The sequence below is a fragment of the Kutzneria sp. NPDC052558 genome, from assembly GCF_044547355.1.
GTDB lineage: Bacteria > Actinomycetota > Actinomycetes > Mycobacteriales > Pseudonocardiaceae > Kutzneria.
Genome location: NZ_JBIUAG010000012.1, coordinates 159541 through 186034 on the forward strand (window position 1 = coordinate 159541; position 26494 = coordinate 186034).

Genomic DNA, 26494 nt, shown 5'->3' on the forward strand with positions numbered 1-26494 from the left:
CGAAAACCAGCTCTCAGCGGTTGATCTCGGTCACCGGGTGCGTGTACGGCAGCGACTCGGGGTCGACCGGGAACACCACGTCGCCGAACGGCGACAGCGCCCCCTGCACGTCCGTGGCCAGCTCGCTGACCGGGTGCTTCTCGCCCTCGATGTGCGGCCAGGAAGGCTCGATGCGCGTGCTGCGGTCCTTCGCCACGGTTCCTCCTCGTCGTGCGGTCAGACAGTCACAGTATGCCGCGCGAGCAAATGGCCACGGGCCCGACGCCGCCCGAGCGGCACATCCAGCGTGCCGCACGGCTAACGTGGTGCATGATGGCCGGCCTCTCACTCGCGGACTGGTTCCGGGCGCTCGACGACGACGCGCTCGTCGCGCTGCTGCGCGCCCGCCCGGACCTGGCGACCCCGGCGCCCGCGGACAGCACCGTGTTGGCGACCCGGGCCGGCATCCGCGCGTCGGTGGCCAGGGCCTGCGAGGACCTGGACACCTTCACCCTGACCGTGCTGGAAGCGCTGCTGGTGCTGGACGCCGACAGCGCCCCGGTCACGATCCGGGAGACGGCGAAGCTGCTGGCCGCCGACGCGACCCTGACCCGGGTGACCGAGGCCGTGCGCACGCTGCGGACCCGGGCCGTCGTGTGGGGTCCGGACGACGCGGTGTCGGCGGCGCCGGCGGCGCGGGAGGTCGCGCCGCAGTACCCGGGCGGTCTCGGCCGGTCGTTACCGCATCTGGTCGGCAAGGACCTGACCGAGGTGCTGGCCGGGCTGGAGGAGCCGGACCGGCGGCTGCTGTCCGCGCTGGCCGGGGACTCGCCGATCGGACTGACCAAGGACGCGGGCGTGGTGGTGCCGCTGGAGCGGGCCAAGACGCCGACCCAGCGGCTGCTGGCCATGGGCCTGCTGGCCCGCCGCGACAACGAGACGGTGGAGCTGCCCCGCGAGGTGGGCATGGCCGTCCGCGGCCGCCGTCCACTCGGGACGGTCCAAGTCAAGGAGCCAAGCCTCACCGCCGTTTCCCGTGAGCCGTCCGTTGTGGACACCACCGCCGCCGGCGAGGCGTCGGAGCTGGTCCGGCACGTCGAGGGGCTGCTGCGGCTGTGGTCGGAGGAGCCCGCGCCGGTGCTGCGCTCGGGTGGCCTGGGCGTGCGCGAGGTGCGCCGGATCGCCAAGGCGCTGGACGTCGACGACGCCCGCGCCGGGCTGCTGGCCGAACTGGCGGTCGGGGCCGGGCTGGTCGCCGACAGCGAGGGCGTGGACCCGGAGTGGGTGCCGACCACGCTCACCGACGGCTGGCTGGTGGCCGCGCCCGAGCAGCGCTGGGCGACGATCGCCGCGGCGTGGCTGGACCTGCCGCGGCTGCCGGCGCTGATCGGCACCCGTGACGAACGTGACAAGGCGATCGGCCCGCTGACCGACGACCTGCGGCGGCCGCTGGCCCCGCGGGAGCGCCGCCGGGTGCTGGAGGCGCTGGCCGAGCTGCCGCCGGGCACCTCGGTGTCGAACGCCGACGAGGTGGCGGCCCTGCTGGCCTGGCGGGCGCCGCGGCGGGGCGGGCGGCTGCGCGACGACGTCGTGCGCTGGACGTACGCGGAAGCGACGGCGCTGGGCGTGATGGCCCTGGGCGCGGTCAGCTCGGCCACCCGGGCGCTGCTGGCCGAGGGACCGGCGATGGCCGCCAAGCGGATGGCCGACGCGATGCCGGAGCCACTGGACCACGTGCTCGTGCAGGCCGACCTGACGGTGGTCGCGCCCGGGCCGCTGGAGCCGCTGCTGGCCGCCGAGATGGCCCTGGTCGCCGACGTCGAATCGGCCGGCGGGGCCACCGTGTACCGGGTGAGCGAGGCCTCGGTGCGGCGGGCCCTGGACAGCGGCCGCACCGCCGACGAGCTGCACGAGCTGTTCCGCGCCCGGTCCCGGACGCCGGTGCCGCAGGGGCTGACCTACCTGATCGACGACGTGGCCCGCCGGCACGGGCGGCTGCGCGGCGGCGCGGCCGGCTCGTTCCTGCGCTGCGACGACCCGGTGCTGATCACCGAGGTGCTGGCCAACCCGGCCTCGGCCCGCCTGGAGCTGCGGCGGATCGCGCCGACCGTGCTGGTCAGCCCGCTGCCGCTGATCGAGGTGCTCGACGAGCTGCGGGCCGCCGGCTTCGCGCCGGCCGCCGAGGGGGCCGACGGCTCCGTGCTGGACCTGCGGCCGCCGGGCCGCCGGATCCCGGCCAAGGCTCGGCCGTCCCGCCGCGGCCAGGCGCCGGGCGTGGTGGCCGACGAGCAGCTCGGGGCCCTGGTCGACCAGCTGCGGGCCGGGGACCGGGCGGCCGCGACGCCGCGCGGCACCGCCGTGGCCGCCACCCTGGAGCTGCTGCGGGCAGCCGCCAGCGAGGGGCGCAGCGTGTGGCTGGGCTTTGTCGACTCACGGGGCGTCGCGACGCAGCGCGTTGTCACCCCGGTGAGCGTGGCCGGCGGCATTCTCGAAGGCGTGGACCACGGCGAGATCCGCCGCTACCCGGTCCACCTCATCACCTCGGCCGCCCTGGTCGACACCTGACCCCTGCCCCCTTCTTTCACCACATGTGGCCCACATTCGACTCCTGGAGTCGAATGTGGGCCACATGTGGCAGAAAAGGTGGGGCGGAGCGGGTGGAGCAGTCGGTCAGCCGGCGCGGACCGACATCCACTGGCGCATGGCGTGCTCGACCAGCGTGATCAGCGTCTGCTTGGTCGACTCCCGGTTACGGGCGTCGCACGTCACGATCGGCACCGACTGGTCGATGGTCAACGCCTCGCGCACGTCGTCGATCCGGTGGTGCAACATGCCGTCGAAGCAGTTGACCGCCACCACGTAGGGCAGCTGCCGGTCGTCGAAGAAGTCGATCGACGCGAACGCGTCGGCCAACCGCCGGGTGTCCACCAGCACCACCGCGCCGATCGCACCCCGCACCAGGTCGTCCCACATGAACCAGAACCGGTGCTGGCCGGGCGTGCCGAACAGGTACAGGATCAGGTCGCTGTCCAGCGACACCCGACCGAAGTCCATGGCCACCGTGGTGGTGACCTTGTTCGGCGTGGCCGACAGGTCGTCCACCCCTAGGCTGGCCTCGGTCATCACCGCCTCGGTCGTCAACGGCACGATCTCGGACACCGACCCCACGAACGTCGTCTTGCCGACACCGAACCCGCCGGCGACCACGATCTTCGCCGATGTCGTCGCCTGCCGGGCGATCTGGGGACTAGAGCCTGCGGAGCCCACTGAGCACCCTCTCCAGGAATTCAATGGACGGCCTGTCCCCCACGACCAGGCCGCTTTGGTGAATCAGGACTAGACCCATGCTGGCCATGTCACCGATGAGCACCCGGACCACCCCGAGGGGCAGCCGCAGGTGCGCCGCGATCTCCGCGACCGAGCGGGTCTCAACGCACAGACCGCAGATCGACCGGTGCTCGGCGGTCACTGCGGCGTCCCTGTCGCGACCGTGGTCACTGGTGGACACCAGCGCCTCGATCGCCAGGTCGTAATCAGGGCGGGTCCGGCCGCCGGTCCTGGTGTAGGGACGGACCAGCGATCCGGTCTCGACCACGGGCTCGTGCTGGGCCGGGTCCGGTTCGGGTTCCGGGTCCGGCGGCTGCACGAAGTGCACCTCGTAGCCGTCCGCATCGTAGAGCGGGCCCGACATCGGGTCGGAAATGGGTCCCGAGGGCGGTCCGCCGCGATAGCCGGGGTTGCTGCGCTCCGACGCCCGCTCCTCGGCGAAGCCGAACGCGCCGTTGCCCGGCATCTCCTCCGGTAGCCCGTAGGCGCCGCGGCTGCGCGCCGGCCCCTCGACGAACCCGTGCTCGCCGAACAGGTCGGCGCCAGGGCCGCCGAACAGGCCGTTGCCGTAGCCGTCGATGTCGAACCGGTTGGGCACCTCGTCCAGTCCGTGCTGTGGCGGGTCGTCAAGACCGTGAGCTGCCATGTCGCCTAGACCTCGTCCCGCAGGGCCGAACGCCCGGCCGACGGCGCCGGGTTGTCGGGGTGCGTCGGGCAGCTGGTGTCGTGGCGGGTCATCCAGCACCTCATCCAGCTCGTAGTGCGCGTCGTCCTCGGCCTCCGAGGCGCCCTCCGAATCGGGATCGGAGAAGCTGAAGCCCTCGGCGGCCCAGGCCTGGTAGTCGAACTTCTTACCGAACCGGCCGCCGGGTACGCCAGAACCCTTGGCCATCACTTCTCACCCCCGCCCGGGCCTATCTGCGGACCACGCCCTGCAGCTGAGCCCGTAGTTCAGGCGTCAGCTGCTGGCCGACCCGCTCGACCAGAAGGGTCATCTCGTACGCGACGAGACCGATGTCGCAGTTGGGCGCGGCCAGGATGGACAGGCACGATCCGTCGCTGATCGACATCAGGAACAGGTACCCCCGTTCCATCTCCACGACGGTCTGGTTGACCGCGCCGCCCTCGAAGCAACGCGCGGCGCCCTGGGTCAGGCTGATCAGCCCGGACGACACGGCCGACAGTTGCTCCGCCCGGTCCCGCGGCAGGCCGTGGGAACCGGCCAGCAGCAGGCCGTCGGCGGAGACGACGACGGCGTGCGCCACGCCGGGGACCCGGCGGACGAAGTCGGTGATCAGCCAGCTGAAGCTGCCGGGCTGCTGTACAGACGCGGTAGTCACTCCTGCTCCTCGTCTTCACTGCTCTGCGGCGATGTGGACGCATCACCAGAGTAGGCGTCTATCAAAGCGTGCCGGCCACGGCGCACGCCCTGCTGGAAGCTTGACATGCGACCCCGCACCGAGTCAGCCGACCGAGGTGCGGCCGGCGCCCTGGTGGGCACCGCGGCCGGGGTCTTCGGCGCGGCCGAGCCCGGGATGAGGTGCGCCTTCGGGACCCGTTTCGGCAGGCCGGCGTTGGTCTGCGAATCGGGCGCCTGGTTCAGCAAGGACTCCGCGGCATGCCATCCTTCGTCGCCAGGCGATGTCCATTCGTTACTCCGCGCTGCTGCCGGCCGGGACGGCCGGGTGGGCAGCGGAGCCGACCCGTTGCGAGCGGCCGGGGTCTCCGGCAGCTGCTGGCGGGCGGGTTCGGTGTCGACGGGCACCCCTGGAGTCTGCCCGGACCGCTGGTCCGTCGTCGCCCGGGGGGTGCGCTTGGGCAGCGGCATCCCGGCCGGCTTGGCCGCGGGCGCCTCGGCCTTGGCGGCGGCGGGCGTCTCGGCCGCCGGCGGGGGCGTCGGCTCGGCGGCCGGCGTCGCCGGTTCCGCGGCGGCCTCGGCCTCCGGCTCGGGCACCTCGGGCAGCGGCAGCGCCATGGTGGCGGTGGCCGGCCCGGCGGGCAGGTCGTCGGCGGAGGCCCCGGCCGGGGTCGGCACGCCGAAGGGGCCCTCCAGGTCCGGCGTCTCGTCCTCCACGGCCTGGAACCACTGCGACAGGACGGCCTCGTAGATCGGCAGCCGCTCGGTCGGCGCGTCCAGCTCGTGATCGAGGTCACGGGACGGGAACGGGTTGGGCTCCGGCTGGGCCGGCGCCGGCACGGGGGCCGGCGGGGCGGCGGCCGGCGCGGCGTGGCCGTTGAGGCCGTTGCCGTTGAGACCGGCCAGGCCGTTGCCGTTGCCGTTGGTGGCGAAGCCCTGGGTGACCTGCTCCTGGGGCATCTCCTGGAAGCCGGCGAACATGTCCACCGGCTGGCCGGCGGCCGAGTCCTCCATGGAGGGGAACCAGGTCGCGGTGCTCTCCTGCGGCGTCTGCGCCGGCACCCCAGGCGGGGGCGTGTTCGGCGACCAGCGCGGCACGCCGGTGACGCCCAGCTCCGGGCTGCCCGCGCTGGACACGAACTGCACCGGCATGCCGGGGTCGCCGGCCACGTCCTGGACCGCGAGCGGCTGCTCCTCCAGCGAGGCCGACGGACGCCGGGCCATGCCGAAGGCGTTGGCGATGCCGCCGCCGGCCTGCACGGCCGGCCGCTCGGCGCCCGAGGGCGGCGTGTTGACCTCGGCCCCGGGGGCCAGCACCAGCGAGCCGGGCACCACGACGAGCGCGGTCATGCCGCCCTCGATGTCCTCGTTGCCGCGCAGCCGCACCTTGATGTCGTGCCGCTTGGCCAGCCGGGCGACCACGTACAGGCCCATCCGGCGGGACACGGCCACGTCGACCTCGGGCGGGTCGGCTAGGCGCTCGTTGGTCTCGTTCACGTCCGGGCCGGACATGCCCACGCCGCGGTCGTGGATCTCGATGGCCAGCTCGCCGCGCCGCGTCTTGGCGGTGCGCACGGTGACCTTGGTGTTCGGGTCGGAGAACGCGGTGGCGTTGTCCAGCAGCTCGGCGATCAGGTGCACGAGGTCGTTGACCGCGCGGCCCTGGACCGTCAGCTCCGGCGTGGGCGCGACCTGGATGCGGGCGTACTGCTCGACCTCGGACACCGCGGCGCCGATGACGTCGCCGGCCGGGACCGGCCGGGTCAGCCGGCGGCCCAGGTCGGTGCCCGACAGAACCAGCAGGTTCTCCGAGTTGCGCCGCATACGGGTGGCCAGGTGGTCCAGCTCGAACAGGTTGGCCAGCTGGTCCGGGTCCTGCTCGTCCTGCTCCAGCCGGTCGATCAGGCCCAGCTGGCGTTCGACCAGGGCCTGGCTGCGGCGGGACAGGTTGACGAACATGGCGTTGACGTTGTCCCGCAGCATGGCCTGCTGGGCCGCCATCCGGACCGCCTCGCCGTGCACCGCGTCGAAGGCCCGGGCCAGCTGGCCGACCTCCTCCTTGGTGTGGATCGGGACCGGATCGACCACTTCCCGGGCCGCCTCGGCCGGGTTCGGGTCAGTGAGGATGCGCTGCACTTCCTCGGGCAGCCGGTGGTCGGCGATGTCCAGGGCGGTGCGGCGCAGCACGCGCAGCGGGCGCAGCAGCGAGCGGGCCACGAACAGGGCGGTCACCAGGGCCAGCAGCAGCGCGCCGAGCACCAGCGCGGAGTTGCGGATGGCCGAGTCCTGCGAGGCGCTGGCCAGGTTGTCGGTGTTCTGCTGCAACTGCTGCAACAGGGCCTGCTGGACCTGGTTGGTCAGGTTGACCGTCAGCGTGGAGTCGATGTCCCACTGGGTCGTGGTCAGGCCGGTCAGGTCCTGGTTGTTGGTGCCGCGGATGAGCGCGGCCTCCTCCAGCTTGTTGGCGTCGTCGACGATCAGGCCGGTGACGGTGTCGTCGAAGATGCGCTGCTGGTCGGCCGTGGCCGACTTGGAGAAGTCGTTCTTGGCCGCGTCGAGCTCGGCGTCGGCGGCCAGCAGGGCGCGCAGCTGGTCCTGCGGGAAGGTCTTGGTCTGGAAGACCTGAAGCAGGATGCCGCGGCGGCGGGAGTCCTGCTCCTTGGCCCGGGCCACGGCGTTGGTGGCCAGCTGCAACCGGACCAGGCTCGGGTCGGAGATGGTGGAGATGGCCTGCTCGCCGAGGTCGAGCAGGTTCTGGATGGAGTCGCTGTAGGCGTTGAACGTGGCGCTGGCCGGGTACTGGGACTCCTGCACGGCCTTGCGCAGGTTGGTCAGGCGGGACAGCTGGTCGGCGGCGGTCTGGAAGCGCTGCTCCACATCGCTGGACAGGCCGGGACCGAGCGTGTTCACCAGGTTGCGGAACGCGGTGATGTCCTGCACCACCCGGTCCCGCTCGCGGTCCAGGCTGACCTGGTCGCCGGTGCGGTTGGCCGCGACGAACTGGGCGGTCAGGTCGCGCTCGCGCTGCAACTGCTGCACCAGCTCGGCCACGGACACCTGAAGCTGCACCTGCTTGGCCAGGCGCTGCGCGTCGGTGAGGTTGGACACGTCGGCGCTGACCCGGATGCCGCCCAGGATGAGGGCGAGGATCGTCGGGATCAGCAGGACGACCAGCAGCTTGGTGCGCAGACGCCAGTTCTGCAGGCGCCACCGCGATCCGGTGCCGCCGTCCGTGCGGTCGATGTCGCCGACATCGACGCTCGGTCCGGTATGGGTGGTTTCTTCGCTCACGTCCACATCACGCTGCGCAGCCAGTCCTTCACCCTTTTCGGGGCCACCCGAACGCGCCGGACCAGCGAGGCCTGGTCGGCCGGGGCCTTTGTCTCGACGGGCCACCCTGGGCTTCCTCATTCCAGCAGCAGTGTCTCGGTCCCTCCCCGGACCAAGTTGGTTCCGAAGTGGGCCGAATTGCAGCACAACCACGGGGCGTAATGCCAGACGGCCCCGCCGTCTCCTTCTTCAGTGGTCCGCGCCGACCACATCCACTAGCCCAAGAAGCGTAGTGGCGGATACCTCGCACGGGAAGACTCCAGATGCACTCACGGTATCCGCCACGGGGGATGCCTTCATACGTCCGGGTGGCTACCATCCCCGCATGTTGGTATCGATCGTGGTTTGATGCCAGCGGCCCGGTTGGGGGGCCCGTAGATCAAATTAATGAGGTGCGCATGGCCATCGGAGCGGTACGACGGACCGCTGTGGCGCTCGCGGGCGCGCTGGGTCTGGTCGCTTCCGCGGCCGGGTGCAGCATGTTGCCCGGATCCGGCTCTTCCAGCTCTCCGACGCTCGAGCACCCGGCGCTACGGGTCGGCTACGAGGCCCAGGTCGACGTGGCCCCGCTGTACATGGCGGTCAAGAGCGGCCTGTTCGACGCGGCCGGGCTGAAGATCGAGCTGGTGCAGGAGAACAGCGACCAGGACGCGATCAAGCAGCTGGCCGGCGGCCAGCTCGACGTCGCGTTCGCCACGCACGTCGGCTTCTTCAAGGCCGAGGCCGGGGGCGCCCAGCTGGAGTTGCAGGGCGAGGCCTACCAGGCCGGCACCGACACGATGGCGCTGGTCACACTGCCCTCGCTCGGCTACAACAACCCGATCTCCAAGCCGGCGCCGAAGATCGCCGTCAACGCCGACAACGACCTGGGCGTGCTGACCACCAAGTCGGTGCTGGACACCGCGGGCGTGCAGCAGAACAAGATCGTGTTCTCCACGATCCCGTTCACGGACATGATCACCGCGTTGCAGAACCGCACGGTGGACGCGGCCTGGATGGTGGAGCCGTTCATCACCAAGGCCGAGCAGCAGCTGGGCGCGACCATCCTGACCGACGCCGCCCGCGGCGCCACCCAGGAGTTCCCGATGACCGGTTACGCCTCGTCGAAGAAGTTCGCCGACGCCAACCCGAACACCATGGCCGCCTTCCGCAAGGCGTTGCAGCAGGCCCAGGAGCGGGCCTCGGACCGGCTCGAGGTGCAGTCCGTGCTGAAGGACTACGCCGGGGTCGACGCGGCCACCGCCGACCTGATCTCGGTGGGCGACTTCCCGACCACGTTGAACGCGGTGCGCCTGCAGCGCGTGGCCGACATGATGCAGACGTCCGGAATGTTGTTGAACCGCCTGGACGCCCAGTCGATGCTGCCGCCCTCGCAGCAGAACAGCTGATCGAGATTTTCTGACGAAATAGACGACGGCCGGGTCGGGATTTTTCCCGACCCGGCCGTCTTTACTTTGACGCTACGAGAATCTCAGGAACCGGTGGGCGCGGCCACGCAGTAGGTCAACTTCAGCGGGTCGTAGACGAGGGCGTCGCCCCCGGCGCCACAGGCGCTCTTGTCCGCCTTGTCCTTGATGACCTTGATCTGCAAAACCGAAGGATCCGTGCAGGACTTGGCCGTGTAGCCCATGTCGGTGCCGGTGGAGCTCAGGTCGTAGCACTTGCCGTCCTCGAGCACCGGCGCCAGGCACAGCTTCACGTTGTTGAGCGTGCCCTCCTCGTAGTACGAGTCGTAGCCGTCCGGGCAGGTGTCGCTGTTGGACTTCAGCACCACGCCGACGATGTAGTTCTGCTTGCCGGAGGCGCAGTCCACCTTGTCGTAGTTCGGCTTGGTGGTGGTGCCGGTGACGCTCGCGCACTCGCCGACCGCGGTGTTGTGCGCGTCGTCGGTGCTGCTGGCCACCGTGCCGACGCCGAGGCCGATGACCGCCCGCACGATCAGCACGACGACGATCACGCCGACCGCGCCGCCGATGCTGGCCAGCAGGCGGCGGCTCTTCTTGGGCGGCGCGCCCACCGGGGCCTGCGGGAAGCCCTGCGGCTGTCCCGGCAGCGGGCCGGTGCCGGGCACCGGACCTCCCGGCGGCGGCACCTGGCCGCCCTGGAACGGCTGCTGCTGGCCGGGGAACTGGCCCTGCGGCGGGTACGGCTGTCCTTGCGGAGCCTGCGGATACGGCTGTCCCTGAGGCTGGGGCGCCTGCGGGTCCTGCGGGCCCGGAGGCATGGGTGGAGTGCTCATGGGTGTCCCTCTGTGGTGTTTCGCGTGACAAAACGCCTGGCCTCAGGCGTCACAACCCCCGAAGCGCGGACAGTAGCCACCGCCGGGTCCCGCCCGCCGGGTATTTACCGGTTGGTTATGTGAACACGAGATTCGGGCACACGCGGTGCCCCGAAACCCGTGGCCCCGCCACTGTGGGCGATCAAGCGATCACCATTCGTGCAACCGATCTTCAAGAAATCATTGGTGTGATCTGCGACACAGATCAGCCTCGGGGTGGCCGGATTGGCAATCGGCGTGCCCGGCTCGGCACACTGGGCTGTCCCCGAGGTGAGGAGCGCGAGCGGTGACCGACGGACCTCTGATCGTCCAGTCCGACAAGACGCTGCTGCTGGAGGTCGACCACCCGCTCGCCGACGAGACGCGGGTGGCCATCGCCCCGTTCGCCGAACTGGAGCGGGCCCCGGAGCACGTGCACACCTACCGGGTGACGCCGCTGGCGCTGTGGAACGCCCGGGCCGCGGGGCACGACGCCGAGCAGGTGGTGGACGCGCTGGTCCGGTACAGCCGGTACCCGGTGCCGCAGCCGCTGCTGGTCGACGTCGTCGACACGATGGCCCGGTTCGGCCGGCTACAGCTGGTGAACAACCCGGCCCACGGCCTGACCATGGTCTCCACCGACCGCGCGGTGCTGGAAGAGGTGCTGCGCAACAAGAAGATCAACCCGATGCTCGGGGCCCGGGTCGGCGACGACACCGTGATCGTGCATCCCAGCGAGCGCGGCCGGCTCAAGCAGGCGCTGCTCAAGGTGGGCTGGCCGGCCGAGGACCACGCCGGCTACGTCGACGGCGAGGCGCACCCGATCGCCCTGGCGGAGAACGGCTGGCAGCTGCGCGACTACCAGCGGCTGGCCGCGCAGTCGTTCTGGGCCGGCGGCTCGGGCGTGGTCGTGCTGCCCTGCGGCGCCGGCAAGACGCTGGTCGGCGCGGCGGCGATGGCCGAGGCCCAGGCCACCACCCTGATCCTGGTCACCAACACGGTCGCCGGCCGGCAGTGGAAGCGCGAGCTGGTGGCCCGGACCTCGCTGACCGAGGACGAGATCGGCGAGTACTCGGGCGAGCGCAAGGAGATCCGCCCGGTCACCATCGCCACGTACCAGGTGATCACCCGCAAGACCAAGGGCGAGTACAAGCACCTGGAGCTGTTCGACTCCCGCGACTGGGGCTTGGTCATCTACGACGAGGTGCACCTGCTGCCGGCGCCGGTGTTCCGGATGACCGCCGACCTCCAGTCCCGCCGCCGGCTCGGGCTGACCGCGACCTTGGTCCGGGAGGACGGCCGCGAGGGCGACGTCTTCTCGCTCATCGGCCCCAAACGCTACGACGTGCCGTGGCGGGACATCGAGGCCCAGGGCTGGATCGCGCCGGCCGACTGCGTCGAGGTGCGGGTGACGCTGACCGATAACGAGCGGCTCCAGTACGCCACCGCCGAGCCCGAGGAGCGGTACAAGATCTGCTCCACCGCGCGCACCAAGCTGCCGGTGGTGCAGGCCGTGCTGGACAAGCACAAGGGCGAGCCGACCCTGGTGATCGGGGCGTACCTGGACCAACTGGACGAACTGGGCCAGGGCCTGAACGCGCCGGTGATCCAGGGCTCGACCAAGAACAAGGAGCGCGAGGAGCTGTTCGACGCCTTCCGCCGCGGCGAGATCCGGACGCTGGTGGTGTCCAAGGTGGCCAACTTCTCCATCGACCTGCCGGAGGCCTCGATCGCCGTGCAGGTGTCGGGCACCTTCGGCTCGCGGCAGGAGGAGGCCCAGCGGCTGGGCCGGCTGCTGCGACCCAAGGGCGACGGCCGGCAGGCGCACTTCTACTCGATCGTCTCCCGGGACACCCTCGACGCCGACTACGCCGCCCACCGGCAGCGCTTCCTGGCCGAGCAGGGCTACGCCTACAAGATCGTGGACGCCGACGACCTGCTCGGCCCGGCCCTGCCCGAGGTCGGCTGATCCAACGTCATGAAGGGCCCCATACTGACGTTGAACGTCATGAAGGGGCCCTTCATGACGTTCAACGTCAGTAACGGTCCCTTGATCTTGGGGAGGGGACGGGCGGTCAGATGGTGATGATGGACATGGGGCGGTCGGGGTCGGGGACCGCCCACATCAGCTCCAGGGCGTTGACCTCGCTGGTGACGACCACCGCCCGGTAGGCCACCGCGGTCGCGGCGGTGACGGCGTTGAGCTGGCTGTTGGCCTTGCCGATCAACGCGAAGTCGACCATGTAGTCCCGGACCACCGGGGAGTCCTCGTACTGGTCGACCTTGCACGCGCGCATCACGACCAGCGGCTCGGCGCGCCGCCGGCGCAGCTCGTCGTGGACCACGCTGGGCACGATGAGCTGGCACTCGTCGAGCAGGAAGCACTTGTGCAGGGCCATGAACCTGCGGTCGTTGGCCAGCGCCGCCTCCATCGCGGCGAGCGTGTAGACCACCGGCGGGCGGAAGCTGCCGCTCACTGCTGCGGCGGCCGCAGTCGGGCGCGGGCGGCCTCGATGGCCTCGTCCGCGCTGGCCAGCTCGGGCTTGGTCAGCAGGCCGTGCCGGCTCTCCCAGTACTCCATCGCCGTCAGGCCGTCCTGGTTGAGCACGTGGTACTCCACGACCCGCGTGAGGTAGGTGGCCAGCGCCAAGCGGGCGTCGTCGGCCAACTCCTGGACCCGTGGCGCCAGGTCCTCGGGCAGGGTGATCGTCACTCGCTTGCTCGGCACGCGAACAGTATGGCGTCCGTGGGTTGACCCCGGGTGCACGCCATCCCAATGGGCGTTGCGAAGCAGCCGTTCAGCGGCGGCGCAGCCGGCCGGCGACCACGATGAGCAGCACCGCCACCGCGATGAGCACGACGATCCGTTTGGCTACGGACGTTCCGGCGACCTGGAGCAGGTCCAGGGGTTCCTCGGCCGTAGGCGGCCGCGGGTCGCCGGCCGGCGGAGGTCGGTCCTGTCCGACAGCGGGGCGCTCCTCGGCCGGCGGCGGGCCTTCGGCGGCCGGGGCCAGTTTCCCGGCCAGGCACTCGGCGAACCGGTCCAGGATCTTGCCGCCGACCTCGGTGATCATGCCCCGCCCGAACTGGGCCGGCCGGCCGGTCACGTTCAGCTCGGTGACGACCCGGGCCACGGTCCCACCGGGCTCGGCCGAAAGGACGACCTCCACGGTCGCGGCGGCGGTGCCGTTGCCGCGGCTGTCCTTTCCGGACGCCGTGATCACCGCCCGCCTGGCCGCCTCGTCGACGTCGGTGAACGAGCCGGTCCCCTTGTACAGCAAGGCGACCGGCCCGAGCTTGACCTTCACCGAGCCGGCGAACGAGTCGTCGGTGACCTCGCCGAGCGTGGCCCCCGGCATGCACGGCGCGACCCGGGCCGGGTCCAGCAGCGCCGACCAGACGTCCTCGATCGGCGCCGCCACCCGGAACTGGTGTTCCAGCCGCACCGGTCAGCCCCCGACGGCCAGCGTCAGGGCCCGGCCGGTCAGCACCCTGGCCAGCTGGCCCCGGTACGCCGCGTCGCCGTTGCCGTCGGCGATCGGGCTGGTGTCCTCGGCGGCGCGCTCGGCCGCGGCCCGCAGCACGTCGGCCCCGGCCGGCTGGCCGATCAGCGCCTGCTCGACGCCGGCGGCCCGCACCGGCACCGAGGCCATGTTGGTCAGCCCGACCCGGGCGTCGGCGATCGTGCCGCCGCTGACCGACAGCGACACCCCGACCGCGACGATCGACCAGGCCTGGGCCACCCGGTTGAACTTCTCGTAGTGCGACAACCAGCCGGTGTGCTTGGGAATCCGCACGGCCACCAGCACCTCGTCGGCGGCCAGCGCGCTGGTGAAGTAGTCCACGAAGAACTCGGCCGCCGGCACCTCGCGCCGGCCGGACGGCCCGGCCACCACCATGACCGCGCCCAGGGCCAGCGCCGGGGCCAGCAGGTCGCCGGCCGGGTCGGCGTGGGCCAGCGCGCCGCCGAACGTGCCGCGGTGGCGAACCTGGGGATCGGCAACGGTTTCCGTGGCCCGCGCCAGCAGCGACGCGTGCTCGGCGACCAAGTGGTCCCGGGCCACCTCGTAGTGCGTGGTCATCGCGCCGATGACGAGGTCCTCGCCCTCCTCGCGCACGCCACGCAGCTCGGGGATCCGTCCGATGTCGACCACGACGGTCGGCGCGGCCAGCCGCATCTTCAGCACCGGCAGCAGGCTTTGCCCGCCGGCCAACACTTTCGCGTCGTCGCCGGCCTCGGCCAGCGCCTGGATCGCTTCATCCACAGTGGACGGACGGACGTAGTCGAAGGCGGCGGGGATCATTGGATCGCGCTCCAAACCCGGAACGGCGTGCAGGGCATCTCGATGTCGTTGACGCCGAGGTGCCGCACGGCGTCCACGATCGCGTTGACCACGGCCGGTGTCGAGGCGATGGTGCCGGCCTCGCCAACTCCCTTGACTCCCAACGGATTGGTCGTCGACGGCGTCTCGGTCCGGTCGGTGGTGAACGAGGGCAGGTCAGCCGCCGATGGCAGCAGGTAGTCGGCGAAGGTGCCGGTGGTCAGCGTGCCGTTCTCGTCGTGCACCGCCTCCTCGAACAGCGCCTGGGCGATGCCCTGGGCCAGCCCGCCGTGCACCTGGCCCTCGACGATCAGCGGATTCACCACGGTGCCGACGTCGTCGACGCAGACATAGGAGCGAATCGCCACCCGGCCGGTCTCGGTGTCCACTTCCGCGGCGCACAAATGGGTTCCGTGCGGGAAGGAGAAGTTCTCCGGGTCGAATGTGGCCTCGGAATCCAGGCTCGGTTCCACGCCGTCGGGCAGATCATGGGCGGCGAACACCGCCAGCGCCACATCGCCGATGCCGGTTCCGCGATCGGTGCCGCGCACGGTGAATCGGCCCTCGGTGAAGTCCAGATCGTCCTCGCCGCATTCCAACATGTGCGCGGCTATCGTGCGCGCCTTGGCTATCACCTTGTCGGCGGCCTTCACCACCGCGATCGCGCCGACGGTCAGCGAGCGGGATCCGTAGGTGTCCATGCCCTTGTGGGAGGACTGGGTGTCGCCGTGCAGCACCTCGACGTCCTCGAACGGCACGCCCAGCTGGTCGGCCACGATCTGACTCCACGCCGTCTCGTGGCCCTGCCCGTGCGGCGAGGATCCGGTGACGACCTCGACCTTTCCGCTGGGCAGCATGCGAATCGCCGCGTGCTCCCAGCCGCCGGCCCCGTAGGACAGCGAGCCCAGCACCCGCGACGGGGCCAGCCCGCACATCTCGGTGAAGGTGGAGATGCCGATGCCCAGCTGCACAACGTCGCCCCGCTCACGGCGTTCCCGCTGCTCCCGCCGCAGGCCGTCGTAGTCGAACAGCTGCTTGGCCCGGTCGGTGGCCGCCTCGTAGTTGCCGGAGTCGTAGGTCAGGCCGCAGACCGTGGTGTACGGGAACTCCTCGTGCCTGATCCAGTTCTTCTCCCGCACGGCGAGGGGATCCATCCCGAGCTCGGCCGCCAGCTCGTCCATCAGGCGCTCGATGGCGAAGGTGGCCTCGGGCCGGCCGGCGCCGCGGTAGGCGTCGGTCATCACCTTGTTGGTGAACACGTTGGTGCAGCTGAACCGGTAGGCCGGGATCTTGTAGATGGCGTTGTACATGAACGCGCCCAGGATCGGGATGCCCGGCGTGACCAGGCTCAGGTACGCGCCCATGTCGGCCAGCAGGTCCACCTTCAGGCCGGTGATCGTGCCGTCGCGCGTGGCCGACAGGGTCACCCGCTGGATCTGGTCGCGGCCGTGGTGGCCGGTGGCCAGCGACTCCGACCGGGTCTCGGTGTGCTTGACCGGCTTGCCGACCCGGCGGGCGGCCAGGAAGACCAGCAGTTCCTCCGGCGTCACCTGGAGCTTGCCGCCGAAGCCGCCGCCGACGTCCGGGGCGATCACGCGGATCTTGTGCTCGGGCACGCCCAGGGTCAGCGCCAGCATCAGCCGCAGGATGTGCGGGACCTGGGTGGCCGACCACAGGGTGAGCTGCTCGCCGGTCGGGTCGCAGACCACCGACCGCGGCTCCATGAACGCGGGGATCAGCCTTTGCTGGCGGTACTTCCGCTCGATCACGACCTCGCCGGCGGCGATGGCCTCGTCCACGCTGCCACCGGTGCCGGCCTCGGCCGAGTCGAACACCCACAGCGCGTTCTTGTTGGTGCCCAGGGAATCGTGCACGAGCGGCGCGCCGTCGGCGATGGCCGCCTCCATGTCCAGCACCACCGGCAGGTCGTCGTAGTCGACGTCGATGGCCTCCAGGGCGTCGTGCGCCTCGGCCGCCGTGCGGGCGACCACGACCGCCACCGCCTCGCCGGCGTAGTTGACCGTGTCCACGGCGATCGACGGGTGCGCCGGGGTTTTCATGTCCGGCGTGATCGCCCACGCGCACGGCAGGCTGCCCTGCTCCTCGGCCAGATCGGCCCCGGTCAGCACGGCCAGCACGCCGGAGCGGGCCTTCGCGGCCTCGGTGTCGATGGAGGTGATCCGGGCGTGCGCGACGGGGCTGCGCAGGATGGCCATGTGCACCAGGCCGGGCAGGGCGATGTTGTCCGTCCAGCGGGTGCGTCCGGTGATCAGGCGGGCGTCTTCCTTGCGGCGCCTGGGCTTTCCGATCTCGGCGGTGGTCATTCGCCACCGCCCACGGCCTCACGCTCCCGCTCGGCCGCCGGTTGCAGCCGGTGCGCCGCGTCCTGGACCGCGCGCACGATGTTCTGGTAACCGGTGCAGCGGCAGAGGTTTCCCTCCAGGCCGTGCCGCACGGTCCGCTCGTCCGGATCGGGATCGTCGGCCAGCAGGTCGATCGCCTGCATGATCATGCCCGGCGTGCAGAACCCGCACTGCAGGGCGTGATTGTCGTGGAAGGCCTGCTGCACCGGGTGCAACTGGCCGTCCCGGGCCAGGCCCTCGATGGTGGTGATCTCACAGCCGTCGGCCTGCACGGCCAGCATCGAGCAGGACTTCGCGCTGTGGCCGTCCACGTGCACGGTGCAGGCCCCGCAGTTGCCGGTGTCGCAGCCGACAACCGTGCCGACTTTGCCCAGTTTCTCCCGTAAGTGCTGCACGAGCAGCGTTCGCGGCTCGACCTCGTCGGAGTAGCTCGTCCCGTCCACGATCATGGTGATACGCATGTCGCCTCCAGGCAGCGCCGAACCCGCCACCGCGTCGTGACCGGGCTCACACTTCCGAGCCTGCCCTCCTCCGCCCACGGACACAACGATCAGCGCAAATACGGCGACATAACCACCCCCTCCTCCGCATCTGCGCCCACCGCCCCCGACATGAAGCTTGGAAGGGGGCTTTCCTCCACTCCGAGTGGAGGAAAGCCCCCTTCCAAGCGTGAGGGGGTTGAGCGGGAGGGGTTAGCTGGGGCGGTGGATGGGGCCGTGGGAGTGGGCCAGGCGGTCGCCGCGGCCGCCCCAGCGCAGGGCGATGATCTCGGCGGCGATCGACACCGCGGTCTCCTCCGGGGTGCGCGCGCCGAGGTCGAGACCGATCGGCGAGGACAGCCGGGTCAGGTCCTCCTCCGACAGGCCGGCCTCGCGCAGCCGGGCCAGGCGGTCGTCGTGGGTGCGGCGGGATCCCATCGCCCCGATGTAGGCGACGTCCAGGCGCAGGGCCACTTCCAGCACCGGCACGTCGAACTTGGGGTCGTGGGTGAGCACGGCGATCACCGTGCGCTGGTCGATCTTGCCCTCGGCCGCCTGCTGCACCAGGTAGCGGTGCGGCCAGTCGACGACAACCTCGTCGGCGTCGGGGAAACGGCCCTTGGTGGCGAACACCGCCCGCGCGTCGCAGACGGTCACGCGGTAGCCGAGGTACGCGCCGAGGCGGACCATGGCGGCGGCGAAGTCGATGGCCCCGAACACAAGCATGCGCGGCGGCGGCTCGAAGGAGTTGACGAACACCGCCATGCCCTCGCCGCGGCGCTGGCCGTCCGGGCCGTAGTGCAGGAGCCCGCTGCGGCCGCTGGCCAGCATGCCGCGGGCGTCGTCGGTGACGGCGTCGTCGATACGGGCCGAGCCCAGGTCGCCGGCCCGACGATCGGGCCACACCACCAGATGCCGGCCGACCAGGGCCTCGTCGGGATGCTCGACCACGGTGGTCACGGCCACCGGTTCCTCGGCCCGCACCGACTTCACCACGGCGGCCAGTTCGGGAAACCGCTTGCCGTCGACGCGTTCCACGAACACGTCGAGAATGCCGCCGCAGGTAAGGCCGACGGCGAACGCGTCGTCGTCGCTGACGCCGTAGCGCTGCAACACCGGGCGGCCGTCGGCGATCACCTGCTGGGCCAGCTCGTAGACCGCGCCCTCCACACAGCCGCCGGAGACGCTGCCGGAGACCTGGCCGTCCTCGGCCACGAGCATGGCGGCGCCGGGCTGGCGCGGGGCGGAGCGGAAGGTGGCGACCACGGTGCCGAGCGCGGTCGGCCGGCCCTCCTGCCAGTTCTGGTCGACCGTGTCGAGCAGGTCACGCACGCCGCACCTCCGTCAGCAGTTCATCCAGCGTGGCCAGGCTGTGCCCGGCGAGCAGCCGGTCGACGTGCGGCAGCGCCGCGCGGATACCGGACTGTACCGGGGCATAGCCCGAACGGCCGACATGCGGGTTCACCCACAGGACGGCGTGCGCGAGCCGGCGCAGCCGGGCCAGTTGCTCGCCCAGCAGCGTCGCGTCGCCCCGCTCCCAGCCGTCAGAGAACACCACCGTGACCGACTGCCGCGCCAGCCCGCGCTGCCCCCAGCGATCAAGAAATAGCCGAATGGTGTCGCCGAGGCGCGTGCCGCCGGCGAAATCGGGCACCGCCCGGGCCGCCGCCGCCAGGGCCTGCTCGGGGTCGCGCATCCGGAGCTGGCGGCTGACCCGCGTGAGCCGTGTACCGAGCGTGAACGCCTCCGTGCTCGGCGGGGAGCGTCGGACCACGGCGTGCGCGAACCGCAGCAGCGCGTCGGAGTAGGGGGCCATCGAGCCGGAGACGTCGATCAGCAGTACGAGCCGACGCGGCCGCAAACGCTTGCGACGGTAGCGCAGCCGGATCGGTTCACCGCCGGAACGAAGCAGCTCACGAAGGGTTTCGTCCGGGTCGAGCCGACCTCGGCGCGAACGTCGAGTGCGGACGCCGCGCCGCAGCGGCGGGGCGGTGTCGACGGTGGCCATGAGCTCCCGCAACGCCGCCCCATCGAGCTTCGTGACGTCTCGCTGCCGCAGGATCTCGGTGTCGCTGGCGGCTACTCTCAGTTCCGGCGCATCGCCCTGGCCCTGACCGGAAACCGGTGCCACCAACGGGGCGCTGGTCGCGGTCCGCCGCCGCGCGCGACCATTGCCGGAGGCGCGCACGGGCACGCCGCCGAACCAGGACGCGAACGCGGCGTCGTAGCCGGCGATGTCGTCCGGCTCCGCGCACAGGCACAGGCGGCCGGCCCAGTACACCTGGCTCGGCTGAGCCACGTCCACGAGCCGCAGCGCCGCCAGATAGGCCTGCGCCCGCACCGGATCCACGCCGAGGCCGATGCGCCGCAGCACCTCGGTGAAGCCCGTCAGCCCGACCAGCGGGTCCGTCATCTTCAGATAATGCGACTCAGGCCAGCAGCGCGTCCAACCCCGCCCGCACGACCCGGTCCGCGTCCTCCCGGTACTTCAGCACCGCGCCCAGGGTGATCGCCGCCGCCTCGACGTCCAGCACCGGCCGGTCCAGCGCCAGCAGCGCCTCGGCCCAGTCCAGCGATTCGGCCACCCCCGGCGGCTTGAGCAGCTCCGCGGTCCGCAGCCGGGACACCGCCGTCGCCACCTGCCCGGCCAGCGCCTCGGTCAGCGCCGGCAGGCGGCGGCGCAGGATCCGCACCTCCCGGGCCAGACCGGGGTGTTCGAGCCAGTGGTAGAGGCAGCGGCGCTTGACCGCGTCGTGCACCTCACGCGTGCGGTTGGAGGTCAGCACCACCACCGGCGGCTCGGCCGCCCGGATCTCCCCCAGCTCCGGGATGCTGACCGCGTGCTCGCTGAGCACCTCCAGCAGGAACGCCTCGAACTCGTCGTCGGCGCGGTCGATCTCGTCCACTAGCAGCACGCAGCCCGGCGTCTCCAGGGCTTGCAGCAGCGGACGGGCCAGCAGGAAGCGCCGGGTGTAGAGCTCGGCCTCGGCGTCGTCGGTGCGCCCCTGGGACTCCATGGCCCGCAGGTGCAGCAGCTGGCGCGGGAAATCCCAGTCGTACAGGGCGCGGGCCGCGTCGATGCCCTCGTGGCACTGCAAACGGATCAGCGTGGTGCCCAGGGCGTCAGCCAGGGCCTTGGCCAGCGCGGTCTTGCCGGTGCCGGGCTCGCCCTCGCAGAACAGCGGCCGGCGCATCCGCAGCGCCAGGAAGGCGGCCGTGGCCAGCCCCTCGTCGGCCAGATAACCGACCCGGTCCAGGGCCGCGGCCAGCTCACCCGGGGTGTCCATGGCTTGCAGGGTAGGCCCATCTCCGGGTCGAACCAGGGACGAACCCCGATGGCACGGGGCCGCGCCGACGGCAGTATTGGTGCCATGACGACGAACAACATCCTGAACGAGGCCGGCGAGAAGATGCGGACCTTCCGCCGCAGCCGGGAGAACCGAATGCTCGCCGGCGTGTGCGGCGGGGCGGCCGAGATGCTGGGCGTGGACGCCGCCCTGCTGCGGGTCGGCCTGGTGGTCGGCACGGTGTTCTTCGCCGGCGCCGGCATCGTCCTCTACGCGGCCTGCTGGCTGCTGGTGCCGGAAGCCGACGACGAGTGAGTGGGACGAGTGACCCGGGACCTTCGAGGGGGAGGTCCCGGATCACCCCGCGGGCGGGCGCTACGCCGCGTCCCGCTTGTCCATAGTGGACACAACCCGATTGCGGCCGGTGCGCTTGGCCCGGTACACGGCGGTGTCGGCGGCCAGCAGCAGGCGCTCCATGGTCGTGCCGCTGCTGCGGTGCACGGCCACGCCGATCGAACAGGTCAGCCCGGCGATGGGCACACCGTCCTGCGGCGACATCACGTAGAGCGCGCCGACGGTCTTGCGAATCCGTTCCGCCACAACAAGAGCGCCCGCGTCGTCGACGCCGGGCAGCAGCACCACGAACTCCTCGCCACCGAACCGGCCGACCGCGTCGTCGGCCCGCACCTGGCCCTTCACCGCCGTGGCCACCGACTTCAGCACGGCGTCGCCGGCCAGGTGGCCGTAGGTGTCGTTGACCCGCTTGAAATGGTCGAGATCCACCATCAGCACGCCGACCGTGGCCCGACGGTCCTGTTTGGTCCGGGCCAGCTCCTGGGTCGCCATGTGGTGCCAGGTGACCGCGTTGAGCAGCCCGGTCTTCACGTCGATGGTGGCCGCCGCCTCCAGCTCCTTGACCAGCACGCTGCGGTGCAGCACGACGATCGGGCAGAACAGCAGCACCGTGAACAGCGGTTGGTACACCAGGGTGAGCGCGGTCAGCCCGCCCAGACACAGCGTGGTCAACTCCAGCGCGTTGTCGTCCCAGGTGCCGAACAGCTCCGTCAGGGTGGCGTTCCCCCGACTGCGCAGGTTGATGGACACGGCCAGCAACAGGGCGTCCACCAGCTCGAAGGTCAGCCCGCCGAGCAGGCAGGCCATGGTGACGCCCCAGCTCCACTCGGGCAGCCGGTCGGCCAGCGGCACCGCCGAGACGGTGTTCGCGGCCAGGCAGGCCAGGATCGCCGCGCTGGCCCCGAACACGGTGCGGTGCAGGGAGACGTTGCGCAGGTTCTGCCAGATCCGCAGCCACATGTGGGTGTAGAGGGCGACGCAGAGGATGGCGACCAGTTGCGGCGGCAGCATCAGCACGGCCGGGATGAGCCAGATCGAGGTCATGTTGATGTGGGTGGAGCCGCTCATCCGGCGGCGGTCGCGCTCGATCCGCCGGGACAGCTCGGCCTGCACCATGCCCAGCGCCAGCAGCAGGACAAAACGCAGCAGGGCCACATCGGTCAACGCGCCGTGGGTGAAGGAGGCCAGCGCGAAAACGAGCGCGACCGCCTCCACCAGAACGGCGTAGACGATCCAGCGCCCCGGCAGCTCCCACAGCGCGAATCCGGCCATGCGGTCGATGAGCCCGTAACGATCGACCCCTTTCGGAGAGGATCTGGACTGGCTCATACTCGACACGTCGCCCCCTTTTCCGCCGCCGTCTCCAGTGTTCAGTCGAGCCCGGCGGATTCGCTAGGTTCATCCGGGTGAGTTCACAACCGTGATCACGAGGAGGGAACGCCATGAAGGCAACGCGAAAGACTCGGGACTAGTCCCGCAACCGGTCAGTTCCGCCGGGTGTCCGCTCCGGTTTCCGGGGCGGGCAGCCAGATTTCCGGCCGGCTGGTGGTGGCACGCCGCCAGGCCACCGCCACCGGCGCCGCGACCAGCAGCCCGGCGACACCGAACCAGCCGACCGCATTCGCCGCGCCGACACGGTCCGCGACCAGGCCCGCCACGAATGGGCTCAACCCCTGCGCCGCCATCATTCCGGCATACGCCAGACCCAACACCTGGGCCCGCCGGGAATCGGGCACTCCCCGCACAATAGATGCCGTTGTCTGCATGTACGTCGCGGTGCCGAATGCGCCGGCGACCACGAATACCACCGCGGAAACGATCAGTCCTGGTTGGAGCAGGCACACCAGCAGCGGCGCCCCCGAGGCCACGCACATCAGGGCCAGTCCACGGGTCTGCGCGGTCGCCGGCACGAATCGGCCGAAGATGAACGCCCCGATCACACTGCCCACCGGGTCGGCCGCCAGCAGCAGGCCGAGCGTCGCGGTGGTGCCGCCGAGCTGGGCGTTGTAGGGGCCGGCCAATCCTTCGTACACAATGAAAACACCGGTCAGCCAGCCGATCAGCAGCAACGCCCGTAAACCGGAGTCGTTGCGCAGCAAGGAGAATCCGCCGGGCGCGGATCGCGCGGCCGGATTCAGCGCGGCCGGCCGGGCCCGCACGCCCACCCGCAGCAGCAGGGCGGAGACCAGGAACGACACGGCGTCCAGCGACAGCGCCCAGTACGGGCCGATCAGCGCCAGCAGCAGGCCGCCGCCGGCGAAGCCGAGCACCTGGGCCGACTGGTTGGTGATGTTGCGAATGGCCATGCCGGCGAGGAAGTCCTGCTGCGGCAACACATCCGCGTACAACGCCTGCTCGGCCGCGCGGAACGGGGCGTTGAGCAGCGACACCCCGGCCACCAGCACACACAGCACCGGGAACGGCATGCCCGGCACCGCGACCGGCACGATCATGGCTGCCCGCAACAGATCCGCGGTCAGCATCACGCGGCGGCGGGGCAGCTTGTCGGCCAGGCCGGACAGGAAGACGCCGCCCACGAAGGACGGCACCAGGGTCAGCGCGAAGGTCAGACCGGTCAGCGCCGCCGACTTCGTGTTGCCATAGACCAGAACCACCAGCGCGACCCGGGCCAGCTGGTCGCCGACCATGGACAGGCCGCCGGCGGCCCAGACCGCCCTGTACTCGGCGACCGCGAACGCCGCCCCGAAACGTCCCGTCATACGCACCGCCCCCACCGTCCGTGCTCGCACGGTAGCGACTGGTAAGCGAAACGGGTGGTGCTCGCGGGCTTTTCACCCGCGTCGCCTAACGCGGGCGGCCGGGGACGCCGGGCCGGGTCTGCCACGGGTGCGGGCCCGCCAGCGGCCGGTACTCCACACCGAGGGCGTCCAGCCTGGGCAGATGGTGCTCGGTCAGCCGGCGGCTGAAGTCGGCCAGGTCCCGGTTGCTCCGATCGGTCCAGGCCACCTCGGCGAACGCCGACAGGCGCGGGAAGGCCGCGTAGTCGACCCGCCGGGGCGAGTCCAGGTGCTCGGTCCAGACGTTGGCCTGCGCGCCCAGCACGCGCCGGGCGGCCTCGCCGGTGAGGTCGGCCGGGATCGGCTCGTACTCGTACACATCGGACACCGTGTGCACCATGCCCACCGGGATCGGCTCGTCGCGCCGGTCGGATTCCCGGTGGTCCAGATACACCTTCTGCTCCGGGCACATCACCACGTCGAAGCCGGCGCGGGCGGCGTCGACCCCGGCCCGCTCGCCCCGCCAGGAGGCGATCACCGCACCACCGGGCAGCGGCCCGACTGTGCCGCTGCTCGACCCCGCAAGCAGGTCTTCGGGGACGATCTCGTCCCAGCCCATCGCGCGACGTCCATGCGTGCCAAGGTGTTCCGCGATCTGACGGATGAACCAGCCGTGCAACTCCGGGACGGTCTCCAGGCCCCGCGCGGCCGCCTGCGCCGAAGTCCACTGCACGGTCGGCACCTCGTCGCCGCCGACGCAGATGACCTCCGACGGGAAAACCTCGACCAGCTCGTCGAAAACGTGCCGGAAGAAGTCCACAGTGGAGTCCTCGGTGTTGAGCACGTTCTCGTTGACGCCCCACAGCGGCCACACCGGCAGCGGATAGTCCAGATTGCCCAGTTCCGGATAGGCGGCGATGGCGGCCTGGCTGTGGCCGGGGATGTCGATCTCCGGCACCACCACGATGTGCCGCCGCGCCGCGTAGGCCACGACCTCGCGCAGGTCGTCCTGGGTGTAGAAGCCGCCGTGCGGACGGCCGTCGGTCGCGTCGTCGGTGCGCACGCCGACCCGGGATCCCTCGCGCCAGCCGCCGATCTCGGTCAGCTTCGGGTAGCGCTTGACCTCGAACCGCCAGCCCTGGTCGTCGGTCAGATGCAGGTGCAGGCGGTTCATCTTGTGCGCGGCCAGCAGGTCGATGAACCGCAGCAGGCCGTCCTTGGGCATGAAATGCCTTGCCACGTCGAGCAAAGCGCCCCGCCAGCCGAACCGGGGCCGGTCCTCGACCACACCGCACGGCAGCGACCAGTCGCCCGGCCCGATCGGCGCGCGCCGGAACGCGGCCGGGCCCAGCAGCTGCCGGATCGTCTGGGCCGCGTGGAAGGCCGCCTCCTCGTTCTGGGCCTCCACCAGCACGCCGTCCGGGAACACCCGGATCAGGTGGCCGTCCAGCCAGGACACGATGCGGAACCGGATCGTCGGATCGGCCGCCGGCCGCAGCGGCAGTCCGGTGGCCGGGGCCAGCACCTCCCGCAGCCACGCCACCGCCGCCGGATCGCCGTCCAGCGTCGTGTTCTCGTCCAGTGGCAGCCGTCCGCCCGTGGCGTCCACTCGCGACGGTCGGGGCAGCAGGCTCTCGAATCCCGGCACGCCCGGATGCTATGTCAAGCAACAGGTCCAGACCAGCTGTGTTTTTGGCGCCGCCTTCGGCTCGGGTGGGTGGGCGCGTCGGGTGGCGGCGGGCGAAATCCAGCAACCGCGCGAAGCACCGGCGGGGCCTCGCGGTCTCCTGCGTTGGCCGTGTCAGGCGCGGATCAACGCCGCCCAGGTGGCGACGGCGGCGGCGGAGACGGGGTAGTCCCAGCCCTGGGGGCGCACGGCGCTGCCGACGTGGAAGCGGCGCACGCCGTCGGCCCGCAGGCCGGGGACCTGGTCGGCCCGCAGGCCGCCGCCGGCCATCACGGCCAGGCCGTCGGCCTCCTGCATGGCGGCCAGCTTGCGCAGCACCGGCAGCCCGTCGGCGACCCCGCCGCCGGCCCCGGCGGCCAGCACGGTGTCGGCGCCGAGGCCGACCACCTCCTTCCACGCGGCCAGCGGATCGGCGGAATGGTCCAGCGCCCGGTGGAAGGTGAACCGGCAGCCGTCGAGCTCGGCGATGACCGCCCGGCAGGTGTCGACGTCGACGGCGCCGTCCTCGGTGAGCCAGCCGAGCACGAACTCGGTGATGCCGATGTCCCGCAGCGCGATGGCCTCGGCCCGCAGTTGGTCGAGCGACCAGGGGGCGAAGCCGGCGCTGTCGCGCAACATCGCCCGAACGGGCAGGTCGGTGGCGGCGAGCACCCGCCGCGCGGTGGCGACGGCGGGGGTCAGCCCGTCCGCGGCCATGTCGCTGACGAGTTCGAGCCGGTCGGCCCCGCCCTCCTGGGCGGCGTGCGCGTCCCGGGCGTCGAGCGCGATGACTTCCAGCAGCAAGTCCGGCATGGTCTAGACCATAGGGCCAACGGGGCCGTGATCACCACCGCCGATCAGCCAAGATCGAAAACTTCGAGAAATTTTTCGCGAGCGTGTATCTGCTGTCACCGGCACCACTCCTGTCCTGGTGTCTGGCTCGTTCACCCGAACCACGGGCGAGCGGCAAGGCGGACCGGGCGTCCACAGGCGCCGGTCGGGGGTGGTGGAGCGGCCTCGGGGGAGGGGTTCCAC

Annotated in this window: 23 protein-coding genes; 4 read left to right on the top strand and 19 right to left on the bottom strand. The window is 71.3% G+C overall.

From position 1 onward, the window contains the following. Nucleotides 1-13: 13 nt before the first annotated feature. Nucleotides 14-196 (bottom strand): hypothetical protein, encoded by a 183-nt coding sequence (locus ACIG5F_RS22685; RefSeq protein WP_396520425.1) that lies wholly within the window; start codon nucleotides 194-196, stop codon nucleotides 14-16. Nucleotides 197-312: 116 nt separating this feature from the next. Between ACIG5F_RS22685 and ACIG5F_RS22690 the strand changes: the two genes are divergently transcribed. Continuing rightward, on the top strand, nucleotides 313-2544 hold the full coding sequence (locus ACIG5F_RS22690) for a helicase-associated domain-containing protein (protein ID WP_396520427.1): 2232 nt from the start codon (nucleotides 313-315) through the stop codon (nucleotides 2542-2544). 105 nt (nucleotides 2545-2649) lie between these two features. On the opposite strand, the gene ACIG5F_RS22695 is transcribed toward ACIG5F_RS22690, so the two are convergent. The 4 genes from ACIG5F_RS22695 to ACIG5F_RS22710 are packed head-to-tail and all read right to left on the bottom strand — an operon-like array spanning nucleotide 2650 to nucleotide 7954. Further along, entirely contained in the window at nucleotides 2650-3246 is a 597-nt protein-coding gene (locus tag ACIG5F_RS22695; protein WP_025354196.1) for an ATP/GTP-binding protein, read from the bottom strand. Beyond that, nucleotides 3227-4198 (bottom strand): DUF742 domain-containing protein, encoded by a 972-nt coding sequence (locus tag ACIG5F_RS22700; protein ID WP_396520429.1) that lies wholly within the window; start codon nucleotides 4196-4198, stop codon nucleotides 3227-3229. Before ACIG5F_RS22700 ends, ACIG5F_RS22695 begins: the two co-directional genes overlap by 20 nt. Before the next feature lie 22 nt (nucleotides 4199-4220). Then, on the bottom strand, nucleotides 4221-4646 hold the full coding sequence (locus ACIG5F_RS22705; protein ID WP_211764050.1) for a roadblock/LC7 domain-containing protein: 426 nt from the start codon (nucleotides 4644-4646) through the stop codon (nucleotides 4221-4223). Continuing rightward, on the bottom strand, nucleotides 4643-7954 hold the full coding sequence (locus ACIG5F_RS22710; RefSeq protein ID WP_396520431.1) for a nitrate- and nitrite sensing domain-containing protein: 3312 nt from the start codon (nucleotides 7952-7954) through the stop codon (nucleotides 4643-4645). The genes ACIG5F_RS22705 and ACIG5F_RS22710 overlap by 4 nt, the downstream gene beginning before the upstream one ends. A 437-nt stretch (nucleotides 7955-8391) precedes the next feature. Here ACIG5F_RS22710 and ACIG5F_RS22715 point away from each other — a divergent pair, with 437 nt between their 5' ends. Then, complete coding sequence (locus tag ACIG5F_RS22715; protein WP_396520433.1) at nucleotides 8392-9381, top strand: ABC transporter substrate-binding protein; 990 nt, start codon at nucleotides 8392-8394, stop codon at nucleotides 9379-9381. Between the two features lie 83 nt (nucleotides 9382-9464). On the opposite strand, the gene ACIG5F_RS22720 is transcribed toward ACIG5F_RS22715, so the two are convergent. Beyond that, nucleotides 9465-10232, bottom strand: coding sequence for a hypothetical protein (locus tag ACIG5F_RS22720; RefSeq protein ID WP_396520435.1), 768 nt, complete (start codon nucleotides 10230-10232; stop codon nucleotides 9465-9467). 325 nt (nucleotides 10233-10557) lie between these two features. Between ACIG5F_RS22720 and ACIG5F_RS22725 the strand changes: the two genes are divergently transcribed. Beyond that, entirely contained in the window at nucleotides 10558-12219 is a 1662-nt protein-coding gene (locus ACIG5F_RS22725) for a DNA repair helicase XPB (RefSeq protein ID WP_396520437.1), read from the top strand. A gap of 106 nt (nucleotides 12220-12325) precedes the next feature. Here the strand turns inward: ACIG5F_RS22725 and ACIG5F_RS22730 are convergent, their stop codons facing one another. The 9 genes from ACIG5F_RS22730 to ACIG5F_RS22770 form a co-directional block, all read right to left on the bottom strand. After that, the gene (locus ACIG5F_RS22730) at nucleotides 12326-12727 is read right to left on the bottom strand and encodes a hypothetical protein (RefSeq protein WP_396520439.1); all 402 of its coding nucleotides are present in this window, start codon (nucleotides 12725-12727) and stop codon (nucleotides 12326-12328) included. Then, nucleotides 12724-12978 carry a hypothetical protein gene (locus ACIG5F_RS22735; protein ID WP_396520441.1) on the bottom strand — a complete coding sequence of 85 codons (255 nt, stop codon included), beginning with the start codon at nucleotides 12976-12978 and terminating at the stop codon, nucleotides 12724-12726. The genes ACIG5F_RS22730 and ACIG5F_RS22735 overlap by 4 nt, the downstream gene beginning before the upstream one ends. Before the next feature lie 70 nt (nucleotides 12979-13048). Beyond that, nucleotides 13049-13696, bottom strand: coding sequence for an SRPBCC family protein (locus tag ACIG5F_RS22740; protein WP_396520443.1), 648 nt, complete (start codon nucleotides 13694-13696; stop codon nucleotides 13049-13051). A 3-nt stretch (nucleotides 13697-13699) separates the two neighbouring features. Then, entirely contained in the window at nucleotides 13700-14554 is an 855-nt protein-coding gene (locus ACIG5F_RS22745; protein WP_396520445.1) for an FAD binding domain-containing protein, read from the bottom strand. Beyond that, on the bottom strand, nucleotides 14551-16896 hold the full coding sequence (locus tag ACIG5F_RS22750; protein ID WP_396520447.1) for a xanthine dehydrogenase family protein molybdopterin-binding subunit: 2346 nt from the start codon (nucleotides 16894-16896) through the stop codon (nucleotides 14551-14553). Before ACIG5F_RS22750 ends, ACIG5F_RS22745 begins: the two co-directional genes overlap by 4 nt. After that, entirely contained in the window at nucleotides 16893-17396 is a 504-nt protein-coding gene (locus ACIG5F_RS22755; RefSeq protein ID WP_396520449.1) for a (2Fe-2S)-binding protein, read from the bottom strand. The genes ACIG5F_RS22750 and ACIG5F_RS22755 overlap by 4 nt, the downstream gene beginning before the upstream one ends. 231 nt (nucleotides 17397-17627) lie before the next feature. Beyond that, nucleotides 17628-18746 carry an XdhC family protein gene (locus ACIG5F_RS22760; protein WP_396520451.1) on the bottom strand — a complete coding sequence of 373 codons (1119 nt, stop codon included), beginning with the start codon at nucleotides 18744-18746 and terminating at the stop codon, nucleotides 17628-17630. Beyond that, nucleotides 18739-19827: a VWA domain-containing protein gene (locus ACIG5F_RS22765; RefSeq protein WP_396520453.1), complete on the bottom strand. Its 1089-nt coding sequence runs from the start codon at nucleotides 19825-19827 to the stop codon at nucleotides 18739-18741. The genes ACIG5F_RS22760 and ACIG5F_RS22765 overlap by 8 nt, the downstream gene beginning before the upstream one ends. Before the next feature lie 16 nt (nucleotides 19828-19843). Further along, nucleotides 19844-20701 carry an AAA family ATPase gene (locus ACIG5F_RS22770; protein ID WP_396520455.1) on the bottom strand — a complete coding sequence of 286 codons (858 nt, stop codon included), beginning with the start codon at nucleotides 20699-20701 and terminating at the stop codon, nucleotides 19844-19846. Nucleotides 20702-20785: 84 nt separating this feature from the next. On the opposite strand from ACIG5F_RS22770, the gene ACIG5F_RS22775 reads away from it, so the two are divergent. Continuing rightward, nucleotides 20786-21016, top strand: coding sequence for a PspC domain-containing protein (locus ACIG5F_RS22775; RefSeq protein ID WP_396520457.1), 231 nt, complete (start codon nucleotides 20786-20788; stop codon nucleotides 21014-21016). Nucleotides 21017-21076: 60 nt separating this feature from the next. On the opposite strand, the gene ACIG5F_RS22780 is transcribed toward ACIG5F_RS22775, so the two are convergent. The 4 genes from ACIG5F_RS22780 to ACIG5F_RS22795 form a co-directional block, all read right to left on the bottom strand. After that, the gene (locus tag ACIG5F_RS22780) at nucleotides 21077-22384 is read right to left on the bottom strand and encodes a GGDEF domain-containing protein (RefSeq protein WP_396520459.1); all 1308 of its coding nucleotides are present in this window, start codon (nucleotides 22382-22384) and stop codon (nucleotides 21077-21079) included. A gap of 155 nt (nucleotides 22385-22539) precedes the next feature. Further along, complete coding sequence (locus tag ACIG5F_RS22785) at nucleotides 22540-23775, bottom strand: MFS transporter (RefSeq protein ID WP_396520461.1); 1236 nt, start codon at nucleotides 23773-23775, stop codon at nucleotides 22540-22542. A gap of 85 nt (nucleotides 23776-23860) precedes the next feature. Further along, entirely contained in the window at nucleotides 23861-25441 is a 1581-nt protein-coding gene (locus ACIG5F_RS22790) for a beta-N-acetylhexosaminidase (RefSeq protein ID WP_396520463.1), read from the bottom strand. A gap of 153 nt (nucleotides 25442-25594) precedes the next feature. After that, on the bottom strand, nucleotides 25595-26272 hold the full coding sequence (locus ACIG5F_RS22795; protein WP_396520465.1) for a copper homeostasis protein CutC: 678 nt from the start codon (nucleotides 26270-26272) through the stop codon (nucleotides 25595-25597). Between the last annotated feature and the right edge of the window lie 222 nt (nucleotides 26273-26494).

Coding starts and splice junctions, on each gene's coding strand:
- ACIG5F_RS22690 (WP_396520427.1), top strand. CDS start 313: ATGGCCGGCCTCTCACTCGCGGACTGGTTCCGGGCGCTCGACGACGAC.
- ACIG5F_RS22770 (WP_396520455.1), bottom strand. CDS start 20,701: ATGGACACCCCGGGTGAGCTGGCCGCGGCCCTGGACCGGGTCGGTTAT.
- ACIG5F_RS22780 (WP_396520459.1), bottom strand. CDS start 22,384: ATGAGCCAGTCCAGATCCTCTCCGAAAGGGGTCGATCGTTACGGGCTC.
- ACIG5F_RS22720 (WP_396520435.1), bottom strand. CDS start 10,232: ATGAGCACTCCACCCATGCCTCCGGGCCCGCAGGACCCGCAGGCGCCC.
- ACIG5F_RS22715 (WP_396520433.1), top strand. CDS start 8,392: ATGGCCATCGGAGCGGTACGACGGACCGCTGTGGCGCTCGCGGGCGCG.
- ACIG5F_RS22700 (WP_396520429.1), bottom strand. CDS start 4,198: ATGGCCAAGGGTTCTGGCGTACCCGGCGGCCGGTTCGGTAAGAAGTTC.
- ACIG5F_RS22765 (WP_396520453.1), bottom strand. CDS start 19,827: ATGACGGACCCGCTGGTCGGGCTGACGGGCTTCACCGAGGTGCTGCGG.
- ACIG5F_RS22775 (WP_396520457.1), top strand. CDS start 20,786: ATGACGACGAACAACATCCTGAACGAGGCCGGCGAGAAGATGCGGACC.
- ACIG5F_RS22755 (WP_396520449.1), bottom strand. CDS start 17,396: ATGCGTATCACCATGATCGTGGACGGGACGAGCTACTCCGACGAGGTC.
- ACIG5F_RS22750 (WP_396520447.1), bottom strand. CDS start 16,896: ATGACCACCGCCGAGATCGGAAAGCCCAGGCGCCGCAAGGAAGACGCC.
- ACIG5F_RS22785 (WP_396520461.1), bottom strand. CDS start 23,775: ATGACGGGACGTTTCGGGGCGGCGTTCGCGGTCGCCGAGTACAGGGCG.
- ACIG5F_RS22745 (WP_396520445.1), bottom strand. CDS start 14,554: ATGATCCCCGCCGCCTTCGACTACGTCCGTCCGTCCACTGTGGATGAA.
- ACIG5F_RS22795 (WP_396520465.1), bottom strand. CDS start 26,272: ATGCCGGACTTGCTGCTGGAAGTCATCGCGCTCGACGCCCGGGACGCG.